This window comes from Pseudomonas rhizozeae, from assembly GCF_031583775.1.
Taxonomy (GTDB): domain Bacteria; phylum Pseudomonadota; class Gammaproteobacteria; order Pseudomonadales; family Pseudomonadaceae; genus Aquipseudomonas.
The window spans coordinates 260,128-275,884 of the sequence record NZ_JAVLSB010000021.1; the positions used below are offsets into that span (position 1 = coordinate 260,128).

Below are 15,757 nucleotides of genomic sequence, written 5' to 3' on the forward strand. Positions count from 1 at the left end.
GTGAGTTAGGTGTGCAAGGTGGATTTACTGAGCCCAACGCAATTGCGTGGGCAGCGGTGAAACGGGTTCCGGTTCCGGTGGCTCGCCGGGCAGCGAGAGCACGCGGTTAAGCACTTCGGTTTCCAGCGCGGCCAGGCGATGCGAGCCGCGCACGCGCGGACGTGGCAGTTCAACGTGCAGGTCGAGGCCGACTTCGCCGTCCTCGATCAGGATCACCCGGTCGGCAATCGCCACCGCTTCGCTGACGTCGTGAGTCACCAGCAACACAGTGAAGCCGTGTTGCTGCCACAGCCGTTCGATCAATTGCTGCATCTCGATGCGGGTCAGGGCATCCAGTGCGCCCAGCGGCTCGTCCAGCAGCAGCAAGCGCGGTTTGTGGATCAGCGCACGGGCCAGGGCCACGCGTTGCTTCTGGCCACCGGACAGTGCCGCCGGCCATTCATTGGCGCGATCAGCCAGGCCAACCGCCTCCAGGGCTTGCAACGCTTGCGGGCGCCAGTCGCCCTTGAGACCGAGGCCGACGTTGTCGATGACCTTTTTCCACGGTAGCAGACGCGCTTCCTGGAACATCAGCCGCGTGTCTTCCCGCGCCTCGCTCAGCGACGCCGAACCGGCCAGCAACTCGCCGCCAGTGGGCTGGTCGAGACCGGCCAGCAGACGCAGCAAGGTACTCTTGCCGCAACCGCTGCGGCCGACCACGGCGACAAACTGCCCGGCCGGAATGTGCAGGTCGATTCCCCGCAGCACTGGCCGCGAGCCGAAGGTTTTTTGCAGCTTGCGCACCGCCAGCGGAATGCCGCGGCGCAGATGCGGGGGTTGTTGAGCGGTCATGCCGCACCTCCCTTGGCCACTTGATAGGCCGGGTGCCAGCGCAGCCACACGCGTTCCAGGCCACGGGCGGCGAGGTCGGCCAGTTTGCCGAGCACCGCGTACAACAGAATCGCCAGAACCACCACGTCAGTCTGCAAAAACTCCCGGGCGTTCATCGCCAGGTAGCCGATACCGGAGCTGGCGGAGATGGTTTCCGCAACGATCAGCGTCAGCCACATAAACCCGAGGGCGAAGCGCACGCCGACCAGAATCGACGGCAACGCGCCCGGCAGGATCACCTGGCGAAACAGGCTGAACCCGGACAAGCCGTAACTGCGGGCCATTTCCACCAGCGCCGGGTCGACGTTGCGGATGCCGTGGTAGGTGTTGAGGTAAATCGGGAACAGCGTGCCCAGCGCCACCAGGAAAATTTTCGCCGACTCGTCGATCCCGAACCACAGAATCACCAACGGGATCAGCGCCAGGTGCGGCACGTTACGGACCATTTGTACCGAACTGTCGAGCAGGCGTTCGCCCCATTTCGAAAGCCCGGTGATAAAGCCCAGGATCAAACCGAGGCCGCCGCCAATGGCGAACCCCACAGCGGCGCGCCAGCCGCTGATCGCCAGGTGCGTCCAGATTTCGCCGCTGCGCACCAGGCTCACGCCGGCTTCGATCACCGCCACCGGCGCGGGCAGAATCCGTGTCGACAACCAGCCCGCCGACACCGACAACTGCCACACCGCCAGCAACAACACCGGCAAGGCCCAGGGCGCAAAGCTGTGAATGACTTTCTTCATGATGACGCCTCAGCTCTGCGACGCGGCTTTGGGCAGAATGTCATTGGCGACCATCTCACCGAACAGGCTGACATAATTGGCGCCTTGCGGGGCTTCCGGGCGTTGCACGTCGAGGTGCGGGAACAGCAACTCCGCCACGCGATAGGACTCTTCCAGATGCGGATAGCCGGAGAAGATGAAGGTGTCGATGCCCAGGTCGGCGTATTCCTTGACCCGCGCCGCCACGGTCGGGCCATCGCCCACCAGTGCCGTACCGGCACCGCCGCGCACCAGGCCAACGCCGGCCCACAGGTTGGGGCTGACTTCGAGGTTGTCGCGGCTGCCACCGTGCAACGCGGCCATGCGCTGCTGGCCGACCGAATCGAACCGCGCCAGCGAAGCCTGGGCGCGAGCGATAGTGTCGTCGTCGACGTGAGAAATCAGCTTGTCCGCTGCGGCCCAGGCCTCAGCGTTAGTCTCACGCACGATGACGTGCAAGCGAATCCCGAAACGCAGGGTACGCCCCAGCTTCTCGGCTTTGGCCCGTACCTGGGCAATTTTCTCCGCAACCGCTGCGGGCGGTTCGCCCCAGGTCAGGACCATTTCCACCTGCTCGGCGGCCAGGTCCTGGGCGGCTTCCGACGAGCCGCCGAAGTACAGCGGCGGACGCGGTTGCTGGACCGGCGGGTAGAGCAACTTGGCGCCTTTGACACTGATGTGCTCGCCGTCGTAATCGACGGTTTCGCCCTCCAGCACCCGACGCCAGATGCGGGTGAATTCCACCGAGGCCTGATAGCGCTCTTCGTGGCTGAGGAACAAACCATCGCCGGCCAATTCATCCGGATCACCACCGGTCACCAGGTTGAACAGCGCCCGGCCGCCGGAGAGACGATCGAGGGTCGCGGCCTGCCGCGCGGCGACCGTCGGGGAAATGATCCCGGGGCGCAGCGCAACCAGGAATTTCAAACGCTGGGTCACCGGGATCAGCGACGCCGCCACCAGCCACGAGTCTTCGCACGAGCGTCCGGTGGGGATCAGCACCCCGCCGAAGCCGAGCCGATCGGCCGCTTGCGCGATTTGTTGCAAATAACCGTGGTCGACAGCGCGAGCGCCTTCGGCGGTGCCAAGGTAATGGCCGTCGCCGTGGGTAGGCAGGAACCAGAAGATATTGAGGCTCATGGAGTGGTCTCCTTAGGAATTCGAATTACTGCGCTTTGGCGACAAACGCCGGCGGCGTCCAGATCACGTCTTTGATGCTGAGCGGCTTCGGAATCAGCTTGAGCTGGTAGAAGCTGTCGGCGATTTTCTGCTGCGCGGCGACCACTTCCGGGGTCAGGAACAACGCGCCGTAGCCCTGGCGTTTCACCGAGGTCAGGGTGATCTCCGGCGACAGGCCGAGCAGTGGCGCGACCTGTTGGGTGACGTCTTGCGGGTTGGCCTTGGACCATTCGCCCACGGCGCGGACTTCTTCGACCAGGGTGGTGATCACTTCAGGGTGCTTTACGGCGTAAGGCTTGGTCGCCAGGTAAAACTGGTGGTTGTCGACGATGCCTTTGCCGTCACGCAGGGTGCGTGCCTGCAGTTGCTGTTCGGCGGCGGCCTGGTAAGGGTCCCAGATCACCCAGGCATCGACGCTGCCGCGCTCGAACGCCGCACGGGCATCGGCCGGTGGCAGGAACACAGTCTGGATGTCGCTGTACTTGAGGCCGGCGTCTTCGAGGGCGCGGACCAGCAAGTAATGCACGTTGGAGCCTTTGTTCAGGGCGATTTTCTTGCCCTTGAGTTCAGCCACCGATTTGATCGGCGAATCTTTCGGCACCAGGATCGCTTCGCTGGTCGGCGCTGGCGGTTCGTAGGCCACGTACAGCAGATCGGCACCGGCGGCCTGGGCAAATACGGGCGGGGTTTCGCCGGTCACGCCGAAGTCGATCGAACCAACGTTCAGGCCTTCGAGCAGTTGCGGGCCGCCGGGGAATTCAGTCCATTGCACGTCGACGCCTTGGGCGGCGAGTTTCTTTTCCAGCGAACCTTTGGCCTTGAGCAACACCAGGGTGCCGTACTTCTGGTAACCGATACGGATCGTCTCGGCCTGAGCTTGAGTGATGGCGCCGAAGGACACAGCCGCTGCAAACAGAGCGACCAGGCCACGACGCAAAATGACAGTGCGCATTGCGCTCTCCTTTTTGCAGTGGGGGTTGGCTGCACCTGCTCGCCGTTAGCGGCTTGAGTAAGGTGGAGTGGATCAAATTCGGGGGTGGCTCAAATGCTCCAGCGAGCACTCAGCAGACGTTCATTCAACAGGTTCGGGTCGAGCGGCTTGGGCCGTCGCGCCATGGCACTGAGAAATTGCTCCAGCGCTTCGTTCAAGCGTTGCTCCAGCTCCGGCGCCAGTTGCGCCTGAGCACTGCCTACGCCGTAAGCGATCTGGCTGTCCTCGGCGAAAATCCCATGGAGCATTTCCTGGGCCTTGAGCGCCGACAATACGGGTTTGAGTGCGTAATCCACCGCCAGCATGTGGGCGATGCTGCCGCCAGTGGCCATGGGCAGCACCACTTTGTGGCTCAGGGCACGCTCGGGCAGCAAATCCAGCACGGTTTTCAACGCACCGGAAAACGACGCCTTGTACACCGGCGTGGCGATCAACAAGCCGTCGGCGTTATCGATGTGTTGCAGCAAGTCGATCACCATCGGGCTATCGAAGCGGGCGTGCAGCAAGTCCTCGGCCGGAAAGTCCCGTACCCGATAACTCACCACCTCCACCCCTTGCTGTTGCAACCAGCGTTGGGAGCGGTCCAGCAGCACCCCGGAACGGGAACGCTGGCTGGGACTGCCACCGAGTGAGACGACCAGCATGCAGAGAATCCTTAAGCGTGATGGGCGATTCGCGGGTTGCGATCTCGCCTGGATGAGCAAACCTTAACAGGTGATTTATATATCCATAAATCACATTAATTCATTTGTTTATATCTTTAACGAATATTAAGGCGACTTTCTTACGGGCGAAAAAAAGGCCGTCGAAACGGCCCGAAAAACCCCTGCTTTGAGGATGCAGCTACTACTTGAATCGGGAGTGTCTGGAGCGGACGCTTTGCGAGCAGGCTCGCTGCTACAGGTACAGCGTGGTCAGTGTGCGAGCGAGCCTGCTCGCGAAGGCGTCAGGCCTTACTTGTTCGGCTGTGGAGTCAAACGCAGGTAAGGCTTCACCGCCCGATACCCTTTTGGAAAGCGCTTTTTGATTTCGTCTTCGTCTTTGAGCGACGGCACGATCACCACGTCTTCACCGTCCTGCCAGTTGGCCGGGGTGGCCACTTTGTAGTTTTCGGTGAGCTGCAGCGAATCGATCACCCGCAGGATTTCGTGGAAATTGCGCCCGGTGCTGGCCGGGTAGGTGATGGTCAGGCGAATCTTTTTGTTCGGGTCGATCACGAACAGCGAACGCACGGTCAGGGTGTCGCTGGCATTCGGGTGGATCAGGTCATACAGGTCGGACACTTTGCGATCGGCGTCGGCCAGGATCGGAAAGTTGACGATGGTGTTCTGGGTTTCGTTGATGTCTTCGATCCACTTGTGATGCGAGTCCACCGGGTCGACCGACAGGGCGATGGCCTTGACGCCACGCTGGGTGAATTCATCCTTGAGCTTGGCAGTGAAGCCCAGCTCGGTAGTGCACACCGGGGTGAAATCAGCCGGGTGAGAGAACAGCACGCCCCAGCTATCGCCCAGCCATTCATGGAAACGGATCGTGCCGGCACTGGAATCCTGTTCGAAATCGGGGGCGATGTCGCCGAGTCTGAGGCTCATGGTTGCTGCTCCTGTTGAGTGCTTATGGACGTTACTGTGCCTGTATTACAGCCTAATTAAAAAGAATGAATATCCATTTATTTAGATCATAAACGAATATTAAACATCTGTTCACTGGACCCTCGGATCTATAACGGCGACCATCAAATCCAAGGTTCGAGAAGGCCTTGAGTAGCTGGAAAAGGTGACATCCGGGGAAGGCTTGCGGGGGTGAGCCGGACCCGGAAAAGCAAAAGCCCCGCCGGCGCGATGCCGGACGGGGCTTTTTTTACCTTGGCGTACCAGAGCGCGCTATTACAACAGCGGGATCGAGTAGCTGAGGATCAGACGGTTTTCGTCCTGGGAACGGGTGTTCGGCAGGTCGGTACGCCATACAGCGTTTTTCCACATGAAGCCGACGTTTTTCAGCGGGCCTTCCGGTACGACGTAACCGATGGTGAAGTCGCGTTCCCACTCAGAGCGGTTCGACGCGTTTTCGCGGCCGTTGCCGCCGACCGTGTCGATCGAATCACCTTTCAGGTAAACCACACCGGCGGTCAGGCCAGGCAGGCCGACTTTGGCGAAGTCATACGAGTAGCGGGCTTGCCAGGTTTTCTCGCCGGCACGAGCGAACTTCTGGATTTGCATGTCGGTGATGGTGTAGTTCGACGAACCGTCGCCCTGGTTCAGCCAAGGGAAGTCGCTGCTGCCGTTGCTGACCTGGTAGCCGCCGCCGAAGGTGTGGCCGGCAACGGTGTACAGGAACAGACCGCTGTACAGGTTGTTGTCGACTTTACCGCGACCGCTGGCGAAACCGGTGTAGTTGCCCGAGCTGTAGTAGTTCGGGGTGTTACCGTTTTTGCCATCGTCGGAGCTGTTGAAGTAGCGCAGATCGGACTTCAGGACGCCCGGGCCGATCGCCCAGTTGTGGACCAGACCCAGGAAGTGCTGCTTGTAGAAGTCTTCCAGGTTGCCGTAGTAGTACGAGGCTGTCAGGTCTTTGGTGAGCTTGTAATCACCGCCGCCATAGATGAACTTGTTGCTGTCGCGACCGTTCAAAGTACGGCCGTTGGCGCCGCCAATGGACAGTTGCTCGTTGTTGCTGGAGTTACGGCCCTTCACGGCTTCGATCTGGCCGCCGACCAGGGTCAGGTCCTTGATGTCGCCGGAAGTGATCTGGCCGCCCTGCCAGGTCTGTGGCAGCAAACGACCATCGTTGGTCACGATGACCGGGTTCTTCGGCTGCAGGGTACCGAGCTTCAGTTCAGTCTGGGAGATCTTGGCTTTGGCAGTCAGACCCAGGCTGGAGAAGTTATCAACGGCTTCGCCGTTGGATTTGCTCGGGAACACGGTGCCGCCGTAGGAACCGAAGTTAGCGCCGCTGGCAGCCGTAGCGCCGTTGGTGCCGCCGCCCGAATCCAGTCGCACGCCCAACAGGCCGATGGCATCAATACCAAAACCGACAGTGCCTTGGGTGTAGCCGGAGATGAACCGCAGATCGAAGCCTTGGCCCCACTCTTCGTTCTTGTTGGCGCCAGCGCCATCACGGTTATCGGTGTTGATGTAGTAGTTACGCAGACCCAAGGTTGCCTTGCTGTCTTCGATAAACCCGGCGGCGCCTGCTTGCTGCGCCACTACCCCTACGGCCACGGCCAGAGCCAAGGTCGACTTGTTCATTATTTCGCTCCTCTCGTTTCTAATTCTTGTGTTCCTGGTCCGGAGTCGAATGCCCTGGATCCTAAGATGCGCGATTAGCGCCAGACCGTGACCGATAAGTCAATCGTAACCGTTCATGTCTACGACTTTTGTCTAACCGCAGTAATTTTGGTCCCTGCAGATTAAGGCTATCCTGATAAACCTAAAAAGAATTGTTTATCTATTTTTTATACCATTCGGAAATATAGAGCTGGGCAGATCATCAAGCCGAACCCATGGGTATCGACTCATAAGCTAATTCCTAAATAGTATTTATTAGCCATTTTTTAGATCGATTAGCGTTGACGCCGCTCCACCCACGTCAACCAATCTGAAAAGGCGGCGGCATGATGGCCAAACGCGCACTATCTAGTCAATTTGTTACAGTTTTTGTGTCGGTAATATTTTCTTTTTCGGCTCATGCCGCGGGGCTGACGGTCGGTTATCAAACTGGCATCGACCCCAGCAAAGTGCCCCAGGCCGACGGCCTGTACGAAAAAACCATCGGCGAGAAAATCGACTGGCGCCGCTTCAACAGTGGCCCGGAAGTGGTCACGGCGATCGCATCCGGCGACGTGCAGATCGGTAATCTCGGCTCCAGCCCATTGGCCGCCGCCGCGTCGCGCAACCTGCCCATCGTCGCGTTCATTGTCTCGGCGCAGATCAACGCCGCTGAAGCGCTGGTGGTGCGCAATGGCAGCGGTATCGATAAACCGCAAGATCTGATCGGCAAGACCATCGCCACGCCGTTCGTTTCCACCTCGCACTACAGCCTGCTCGGGGCGCTCAAGCACTGGGGCCTGAACACTTCGCAAGTCAAAGTGGTGAACCTGCAACCGGCGGAAATCGCCGCGGCGTGGAAGCGTGGCGACATCGATGGCGCCTTCGTCTGGTCGCCAGCCCTGGGGGAAATCCGCAAGACCGGCAAGACCTTGACCGATGCCGCTGAAGTCGGCCAATGGGGCGCGCCGACCTTCGAAGTGTGGGTGGCGCGCAAGGACTACGCCGAGAAACACCCGGAGGTGATCGCCAAGTTCGCCAAGGTCACCCTCGACTCCTTTGCCGATTACGCCGCGCACAAAGACAGCTGGACCGCTGACTCGGTGCCGGTCCAGAAAATCGCCAAACTGACCGGCGCCAACGCCGCCGATGTACCGGAGCTGCTGGCCGGCTCGACCTTCCCGGATGCCAAGGCGCAACAGAGCAGCGCTCTGCTCGACGGCGGCACGGCCAAGGCGATTGGGGAGACAGCGAAATTCTTGAAGGAGCAAGGCAAAGTGGAAAACGTACTGGCGGATTACTCGCCGTATGTCAGCGCCAAGTTTGTGGCTGAGTAATTGACTGCTTTTGTGGTGCGGGAGCTTGCTCCCGCACCACAGTGAGCTGCAGTTACAGCGTCTTCTCGAAGATCTTCGAGTTGCGCTGGTAGTTGTACAGCGAGGCCCGCGCCGACGGCAGGCGTTCGACACTGCTGGGTTCGAAACCGCGTTCGCGGAACCAGTGCGCCGTGCGGGTGGTGAGCACGAACAGGGTTTTCAAGCCTTGCGCCCGGGCACGGGTTTCGATGCGCTCCAGCAGTTCATCGCCGCGACCGCCATGACGATACTCCGGGTTGACCGCCAGGCATGCCAGTTCACCGGCGTCCGAATCGGCAATCTGATACAGCGCCGCACAGGCAATGATCATCCCTTCCCGCTCGACCACGCTGAACTGCTCGATCTCCCGTTCCAGCACTTCGCGGGAACGCCGCACCAGAATCCCCTGCTCTTCCAGCGGGCTGATCAGATCGAGCAAACCGCCAACGTCTTCAATCGCCGCTTCCCTGACCAGCTCGAATTGTTCCTGGGCCACCAGCGTGCCGCCGCCGTCGCGGGTGAACAATTCAGTCAGCAGCGCGCCGTCCTCGGCATAACTGACGATATGGCTGCGCGCCACGCCGCCACGGCACGCCTCGGCTGCCGCATCAAGCAACTCGCCCTGATAGTTGCTACCCAGGCGCAGCAGATGCGCCGGCACTTGCTGCGGACGCAACTCGCGCACCAAACGACCGTTCTCGTCGATCAAACCGAGGTCGGCACCGAACAGCAATAACTTGTCGGCCGCCAGGTCGATGGCCGCGCGGGTGGCGACGTCTTCACAGGCCAGGTTGAAAATTTCCCCGGTCGGCGAATACCCCAGCGGCGACAGCAGCACGATCGAGCGCTCGTCCAGCAAGCGGTTAATGCCCTTGCGATCGACCCGGCGCACTTCGCCGGTGTGGTGATAATCAACGCCTTCGAGCACACCGATGGGCCGTGCGGTCACCAGGTTGCCGCTGGCGACCCGCAGGCGCGAACCCTGCATCGGCGACGAGGCCATGTCCATCGACAGCCGCGCCTCAATGGCGATGCGCAACTGGCCCACGGCATCGATCACGCACTCCAGTGTCGCGGCGTCGGTGATGCGCATGCCGTGGTGGTAATGCGGGGTCAGGCCGCGAGTAGCGAGGCGGGCTTCAATCTGCGGGCGCGAGCCGTGGACCAGCACCAGGCGCACGCCGAGGCTGTGCAGCAGCACCAGGTCGTGGACGATGTTGCCGAAGTTCGGATGCTCGACGCCGTCGCCGGGCAGCATGACGACGAAGGTGCAATCGCGGTGAGCGTTGATGTAGGGCGAAGCGTGGCGAAGCCAGTTAACGTATTCGGGCATGAACCTGGGCCTGTCATAAATAGCAGCCGAAAAGGATGAAACGCACAACGCACAGCGGGCTGATGGTTATCGTCGGAACAGGCTTGGCGACACGCGCGCTCTCCTCATAAGTACGGGTTGGGGCAGTGGCAATTTATACCGCTCGGTCAGCTGGCACACAGAACTTCCTATGGGAGCGAGCCTGCTCGCGAATGCAATTGGCCAGCCATCATCAACGTCTCTGACACGCCTTCTTCGCGAGCAGGCTCGCTCCCACATGTAGGGCGCTAACTCGCCGGCGTCAGGCAATAATGTTCAATCAACTGCCGTAATAGATGCACGGTAGGCTGCAAACGTGACATCTCGAGGTATTCACCCGGCTGGTGTGCACAGGCGATGTCGCCGGGGCCGAGCACCAGGGTTTCGCAGCCAAGGCGCTGAAGATAAGGTGCTTCGGTGCCGAACGCCACTGCCTCGGCGCGATGGCCGGTGAGCTTTTCGGCAATCCGCACCAGCTCGGCGTCCTCGGCTTGCTCGAACGGCGGCACTTCGGGGAACAGCGGCGCGTACTCGATTTTCACCTGATGCCGCTCGGCCACCGGGTTGAGCCGCTCGCGAATCGCCGCGCGCAACACCTGCGGGTCCATGCCCGGCAGCGGACGCAGATCGAACTCCAGGGAGCACTGGCCGCAAATCCGGTTAGGGTTGTCGCCGCCATGAATGCAGCCGAAATTCAGGGTCGGCTGCGGCACGCTGAACTGCGGGTTGCGGTATTCGCGCTGCCACAACAGGCGTAAGCCACGCAGTTCGCCCATGGCATCGTGCATGGCTTCAAGGGCGCTGTGGCCCAGGCGCGGGTCGGAGGAATGGCCGCTCTGCCCAAGGATGTCGATGCGCTCCATCATGATGCCTTTGTGCATGCGGATCGGCTTGAGCCCGGTCGGCTCGCCGATCACCGCCGCGCGGCCCAGTGGTCGCCCGGCCTCAGCCAAGGCGCGGGCGCCGGACATCGAACTTTCTTCATCGCAGGTGGCGAGGATCAATAGGGGTTGCTTGAACGGTTGGTCGAGCAACGGTCTGACCGCTTCAATCGCCAAGGCAAAAAAACCTTTCATGTCGCAACTACCGAGCCCGACCCAGCGCCCATCGACTTCGGTGAGTTTCAACGGATCGGTCTGCCACAAGGCGCCATCGAACGGCACCGTGTCGCTGTGCCCGGCCAGCACCAGGCCACCAGGGCCGGAGCCAAAACTGGCGAGCAAATTGAATTTGCCGGGGCTGACCTGCTGGATATCACAGGCGAACCCCAAGTCGCCGAGCCAGCTGGCGAGCAGGTCGATCACCGGGCGATTGCTCTGGTCGAGGCTGGGCTGGGTGCAGCTCACCGACGGCGCGGCAATCAGCTCAGCGAACTGATCTTTCATGGACGGCAAAGGCATCGCTGACTCCGAACTCCCAAAGTGAGGTCCATCATAGAACCATCCGGCGACAGGAATAAACCGTCGCGGCGCGGAGCCAGGCTGAGTCCTGTACACTGCACGGCCTTGGCAGCCACACATTCCCCCGGCTGCGCTCCCGATCCTGGATTTTCCGGCCATGCAGAAAGAAACCGAAATCAAACTCCGCGTCAGCCGCGAAACCCTCGCCGCCCTGCGTGAGCACCCACTGCTGAAAAAACGCAACAAAAGTGGCTGGGAACGCCGTGAGTTGATGAACCAATACTTCGACACCCCCGAGCGCGACCTGGCCCAAGCCAAAGTCGCCCTGCGCCTGCGCCGCGACGGTGACGAAGTGATCCAGACCCTCAAGACTCGCGGCCAGAGCATCGCCGGCCTGTCGGAACGCAACGAGTACGACTGGAGCCTGCCCAAAGCCAAGCTCGACGTGAAGAAACTCGACGGCGAATGCTGGCCTGAAGCGCTGGCTGAGCTGGACAAGAAAACCCTGAAGCCGATTTTCACCACCGATTTCGTCCGCGAACGCGCGGAAATCGCTTGGGGCCGTGGCAAGACCAAAGTGGTGATCGAGGCCGCGCTGGACCTGGGCCACGTGGTGGTCGGCAAGCAGAAAGAAGAAATCTGCGAGCTGGAACTTGAACTGCGCGAAGGCGAGCCGTCCGCTTTGCTGGAACTGGCCGCCGAGCTGGCTGCGACCCTGCCGTTGATGCCGTGCGACATCAGCAAGGCCGAACGCGGCTACCGTCTGTTTGACGCCAACAGCTATTCGCTGAGCCTGCCGGCGCCGCAGATCAGCGCTGAAACCCCACTCGATGATGCCTTCGCCGCGCTCGGCTGGCACTTGCTCGGCAGCAGCCAGCGCTTGGCCGAACAGTACCGTTTCAACGGCCACTGGCGCCTGTTGCAGGACTGGGTGGAAAACCTCGCTGAGCTGCGCGCCTTGGTGAGCAGCCTCGGCCAGGCTGCGCCGCGTCAGTCGACCCACGATTTGCGCGTGGCCCTGGACGCCTTGCTGGAAGACTGGCGCCCGCTGGTGCTGGCCGGTCTCGATGATGAGGACGTGCGCAAAGCGGCGCCGGAGCAGTTCCTCGAAGAACTGGAAGACCCGCGCTGGGGCCAGTTTTCCCTGAGCACCTCGCGCTGGCTGCTGGCCCGCACCTGGGCCGCCGACCGCAACACCCGAGGCAATCGCCAGGGTGCCGCGCAGTTGGGCAGCTGGTTGCCTCGGCTGCTGGGTGAAGAAGCCAACTCACTGCAATTGCAACGCTACCAGCAACAGCCGGAAGACCTCGCCGAACAACTGCCGCGCATCGAACGCATCCAGTCCTGGCTGCACCATGCCCGTGGCGTGCTGGAGATTCCGGAAATGGATCGCCTCTACGGTGAGCTGAACAAACTGGCGCAACTGGCCAACGAACCGATCACCGACGAAGCCCTCGATGCGCGCAAGCAGCAGGCGATTGCGGTGTATCAGAACCGTGCCTGGAAGATGCTGCTGCGTCTGTAAGATCATCACTGGCAAGCCAGCTCCCACAGGGTGAGATGCGGAACTGCATTGTGTGTTTCAACACACACCTGTGAGCGCTGGCTGTTGGAACGCGGATTGTGTTTCAACACGGAAACTGTGGGAGCTGGCTTGCCAGCGATGAGGCCCGCACAACCGCCGCATTCAGACCGGCAAACTCGTCGTCGATTTAATCTCCGACAGCGCCACAATCGAATTCACTTCCTGTATCCCTGGCACCATCGACAGCTTCTCGAAGAAGAAGCGTTCATACGCCTCGATATCCGCCGTGACAATTCGCAGCAAGAAATCCACCGCGCCCATCAGCACATAGCACTCCAGCACTTCGGGAAAACCGCGGATCGCCTCGGTGAATTCGGTGAAGTTCGAGCGTCCGTGGGCGTTGAGTTTGATTTCGGCGAAGATCTGCGTGTTCAAGCCAATTTTCTTGCGGTCAAGCAAGGTCACCTGGCCGCGAATGATCCCCTCCTCCTTCATCCGCTGAATGCGCCGCCAGCACGGCGACTGTGAAAGGCCCACCTGTTCGGCGATCTGCGCACTGGACAGTGACGCGTCCTCTTGCAGCAGGGCGAGAATTTTGCGGTCGTAGCCATCTAGCTCGCTGTGCATAAATAAACCTTCAATAGGTAGTAAGCTGAATCACTCAATTCAATATTCGTGAAATAGCGTACATCTTAGATAAGAAATACCCCTGCTCGAATGTAAAAATTTCTCCATTGATCTGGAGATCCGCCATGCCGCTACTCGAAGCCGTGACTTCCCCAACACCCCGCGCTGATGTCTGGCACGCCAGCAACAGCCACTGCCGCGTGCATTACCAATTGCTCGCCGAAGCCGAGCCGGACCTGCTGTGCCGCGCGTTGAACCTGTTTGCCTTGCAGTTCCTCACGCCGCAGCAGGTCAACGTGCAGCGCGATGACGATGTGCTGGCGATCGATATCGTCATCGACGGCCTGAGCTGGCATCGCGCCGAGGTGATCGCGGAAAAACTTCGTAACCTGATCAGCGTGTGTTCGGTGGCCTTGCAAAGCGCGGATGTGGCCTGGGCTGACGCCATTCAAGCGGCGGGCTGAAAAAACTCGATACGGCTTCGTCGGGTAGTGGCCCAACGGTCAGCGCCTGCGCGACTATTCTTTGCCCACGCCGGTTTCACACCGCCGCTTGCAAGAATGTTCAAAAGGAAGCTGCATGTCCGTTCAACTCGCCACTCAGGACCGCTGGCTGGATCTCAATGACCTGCTGCGCGAACTGGTCGCCCAGGGTTTCATCAGCCAGGATGGCGCCGAGCACGCGCTCAACGCCCGTCGTCGCCAAGCGGCGCACGGCCAGATGCATCCGCTGGAGTTCATCGCCAGCCAGCAGCTAGACGATCTCAGCCGCCCAGGCAAGCGCCTCGACCTGGAAAGCCTGACCCTGTGGCTGTCGCAGCAGGCGGGCCAGCCGTACCTGCGCATCGATCCGCTGAAAATCAATGTCGCCGCGATCACGCCGTTGATGTCCTACGCGTTCGCCCAGCGACACAAGATTCTCGCGGTATCCATCGACCACGACGCCGTGACCGTGGCCAGCGCCCAGCCCTACGTCAATGCCTGGGAAGCCGACCTGACCCACGTGCTGAAGCTGCCGATCAAGCGAGTCGTGGCCAATCCAGCGGACATCCAGCGCTTCAGCGTCGAGTTTTTTCGCCTCGCCAAATCCGTCACCGGTGCGAGTAACGCCGATGCCCAAGGCAACAACCTCGGCAATTTCGAGCAATTGCTGAACCTGGGCGCCAGCGATCAGGAGCCGGACGCCAATGACGCGCACATCGTCAACATCGTCGACTGGCTGTTCCAGTACGCCTTCCAGCAGCGCGCCAGTGATATCCACGTCGAACCCCGGCGCGAACAGGGCACCGTGCGTTTTCGCATCGACGGCGTGTTGCACAACGTCTACCAATTCCCGCCGCAAGTGACCATGGCCATCGTCAGTCGCTTGAAGAGCCTGGGACGGATGAACGTTGCGGAAAAGCGCAAACCCCAGGACGGCCGGGTCAAGACCAAGACCCCGGACGGCGGCGAAGTCGAGTTGCGGCTGTCGACCCTGCCCACGGCGTTCGGCGAAAAAATGGTCATGCGGATTTTCGACCCCGAGGTGTTGCTCAAGGACTTCGACCAGTTGGGTTTCGGCGCCGACGACCTGCGGCGCTGGCAAGACATGACCCGTCAGCCCAACGGCATCATCCTGGTCACCGGTCCCACGGGCTCGGGCAAGACCACCACGCTGTACACGACCCTGAAAAAACTGGCCACGTCCGAGGTCAACCTGTGCACCATCGAAGACCCGATCGAAATGGTCGAGCCGGCGTTCAACCAGATGCAGGTCCAGCACAACATCGACCTGACCTTCGCCGCCGGGGTGCGCGCGCTGATGCGGCAGGATCCGGACATCATCATGATCGGCGAGATCCGCGACCTCGAAACCGCGGAAATGGCGATCCAGGCGGCACTCACCGGGCACCTGGTGCTGTCGACCCTGCACACCAACGACGCCCCGAGCGCCATCAGTCGTTTGCTCGAACTCGGGGTGCCGCATTACCTGATCAAAGCCACCGTGCTCGGGGTCATGGCCCAGCGCCTGGTGCGCACCCTGTGCCCGCACTGCAAGGCGCCGCTGACCTTGGGCGAAGAAGACTGGCAAACCCTGACCCGCCCCTGGCAAGCCCCACTACCGAGTCACGCCCAACGGGCCATCGGCTGCCTGGAATGCCGCGACACCGGCTATCGCGGTCGCGCCGGGGTCTACGAAATCATGCAACTGACCGACAGCCTGAAAACCCTGATCAACCCCGACACCGACCTGCAAGCCATTCGCCGCCAGGCCTTCAAGGAAGGCATGCGCAGCCTGCGCCTGTCCGGCGCACAGAAAGTCGCTGCAGGTTTGACGACGATAGAGGAAGTGTTGCGGGTCACACCGCAGAGTGAGCAGCGCTAAGGCGCACTTGGCTACAAATTGAACACAAAGATGCCGGCCTTTTGCCTTACACTCTGGCCCATCGCACCTCC

The 15,757-nt window shown here is 61.0% G+C and carries 14 protein-coding genes; 4 read left to right on the plus strand and 10 right to left on the minus strand.

Annotated elements, in window-relative coordinates; genetic code table 11:
* Positions 1-24: 24 nt before the first annotated feature.
* From ssuB to RG836_RS05535, 7 genes are all read right to left on the minus strand, one after another.
* Positions 25-831 carry an aliphatic sulfonates ABC transporter ATP-binding protein gene (gene ssuB / locus RG836_RS05505; RefSeq protein ID WP_310843857.1) on the minus strand — a complete coding sequence of 269 codons (807 nt, stop codon included), beginning with the start codon at positions 829-831 and terminating at the stop codon, positions 25-27.
* On the minus strand, positions 828-1,610 hold the full coding sequence (gene ssuC / locus RG836_RS05510; protein WP_310843858.1) for an aliphatic sulfonate ABC transporter permease SsuC: 783 nt from the start codon (positions 1,608-1,610) through the stop codon (positions 828-830). Before ssuC ends, ssuB begins: the two co-directional genes overlap by 4 nt.
* Positions 1,611-1,619: 9 nt before the next feature.
* On the minus strand, positions 1,620-2,768 hold the full coding sequence (gene ssuD, locus RG836_RS05515; protein ID WP_310843860.1) for an FMNH2-dependent alkanesulfonate monooxygenase: 1,149 nt from the start codon (positions 2,766-2,768) through the stop codon (positions 1,620-1,622).
* Between the two features lie 25 nt (positions 2,769-2,793).
* Positions 2,794-3,759, minus strand: coding sequence for a sulfonate ABC transporter substrate-binding protein (locus RG836_RS05520; protein ID WP_310843862.1), 966 nt, complete (start codon positions 3,757-3,759; stop codon positions 2,794-2,796).
* 89 nt (positions 3,760-3,848) lie between these two features.
* Positions 3,849-4,442 carry an NADPH-dependent FMN reductase gene (ssuE, locus tag RG836_RS05525; protein WP_310843865.1) on the minus strand — a complete coding sequence of 198 codons (594 nt, stop codon included), beginning with the start codon at positions 4,440-4,442 and terminating at the stop codon, positions 3,849-3,851.
* 309 nt (positions 4,443-4,751) lie between these two features.
* A complete protein-coding gene (locus RG836_RS05530) occupies positions 4,752-5,390 on the minus strand; it encodes a peroxiredoxin (protein ID WP_310843866.1) in 639 nt (212 codons plus the stop codon).
* A gap of 294 nt (positions 5,391-5,684) precedes the next feature.
* Complete coding sequence (locus RG836_RS05535; RefSeq protein WP_310843867.1) at positions 5,685-7,046, minus strand: OprD family porin; 1,362 nt, start codon at positions 7,044-7,046, stop codon at positions 5,685-5,687.
* A gap of 365 nt (positions 7,047-7,411) precedes the next feature.
* Here RG836_RS05535 and tauA point away from each other — a divergent pair, with 365 nt between their 5' ends.
* Entirely contained in the window at positions 7,412-8,401 is a 990-nt protein-coding gene (tauA, locus tag RG836_RS05540; RefSeq protein ID WP_310843868.1) for a taurine ABC transporter substrate-binding protein, read from the plus strand.
* A gap of 52 nt (positions 8,402-8,453) precedes the next feature.
* Here the strand turns inward: tauA and argA are convergent, their stop codons facing one another.
* Both argA and argE read right to left on the minus strand, forming a co-directional pair.
* Positions 8,454-9,752: an amino-acid N-acetyltransferase gene (gene argA, locus RG836_RS05545; protein WP_310843869.1), complete on the minus strand. Its 1,299-nt coding sequence runs from the start codon at positions 9,750-9,752 to the stop codon at positions 8,454-8,456.
* A 266-nt stretch (positions 9,753-10,018) separates the two neighbouring features.
* Positions 10,019-11,170, minus strand: coding sequence for an acetylornithine deacetylase (gene argE, locus RG836_RS05550; protein WP_310843870.1), 1,152 nt, complete (start codon positions 11,168-11,170; stop codon positions 10,019-10,021).
* 157 nt (positions 11,171-11,327) lie between these two features.
* Here argE and RG836_RS05555 point away from each other — a divergent pair, with 157 nt between their 5' ends.
* On the plus strand, positions 11,328-12,695 hold the full coding sequence (locus tag RG836_RS05555; RefSeq protein ID WP_310843871.1) for a CYTH domain-containing protein: 1,368 nt from the start codon (positions 11,328-11,330) through the stop codon (positions 12,693-12,695).
* A gap of 162 nt (positions 12,696-12,857) precedes the next feature.
* Here the strand turns inward: RG836_RS05555 and RG836_RS05560 are convergent, their stop codons facing one another.
* Complete coding sequence (locus RG836_RS05560; RefSeq protein WP_310843872.1) at positions 12,858-13,322, minus strand: Lrp/AsnC family transcriptional regulator; 465 nt, start codon at positions 13,320-13,322, stop codon at positions 12,858-12,860.
* A 125-nt stretch (positions 13,323-13,447) separates the two neighbouring features.
* On the opposite strand from RG836_RS05560, the gene RG836_RS05565 reads away from it, so the two are divergent.
* Together RG836_RS05565 and tfpB are read left to right on the plus strand one after the other, a co-directional pair.
* Positions 13,448-13,786: a hypothetical protein gene (locus RG836_RS05565; protein WP_310843873.1), complete on the plus strand. Its 339-nt coding sequence runs from the start codon at positions 13,448-13,450 to the stop codon at positions 13,784-13,786.
* A gap of 115 nt (positions 13,787-13,901) precedes the next feature.
* On the plus strand, positions 13,902-15,686 hold the full coding sequence (tfpB, locus tag RG836_RS05570; protein ID WP_310843874.1) for a type IV pilus assembly ATPase TfpB: 1,785 nt from the start codon (positions 13,902-13,904) through the stop codon (positions 15,684-15,686).
* The last annotated feature ends 71 nt before the right edge of the window (positions 15,687-15,757 follow it).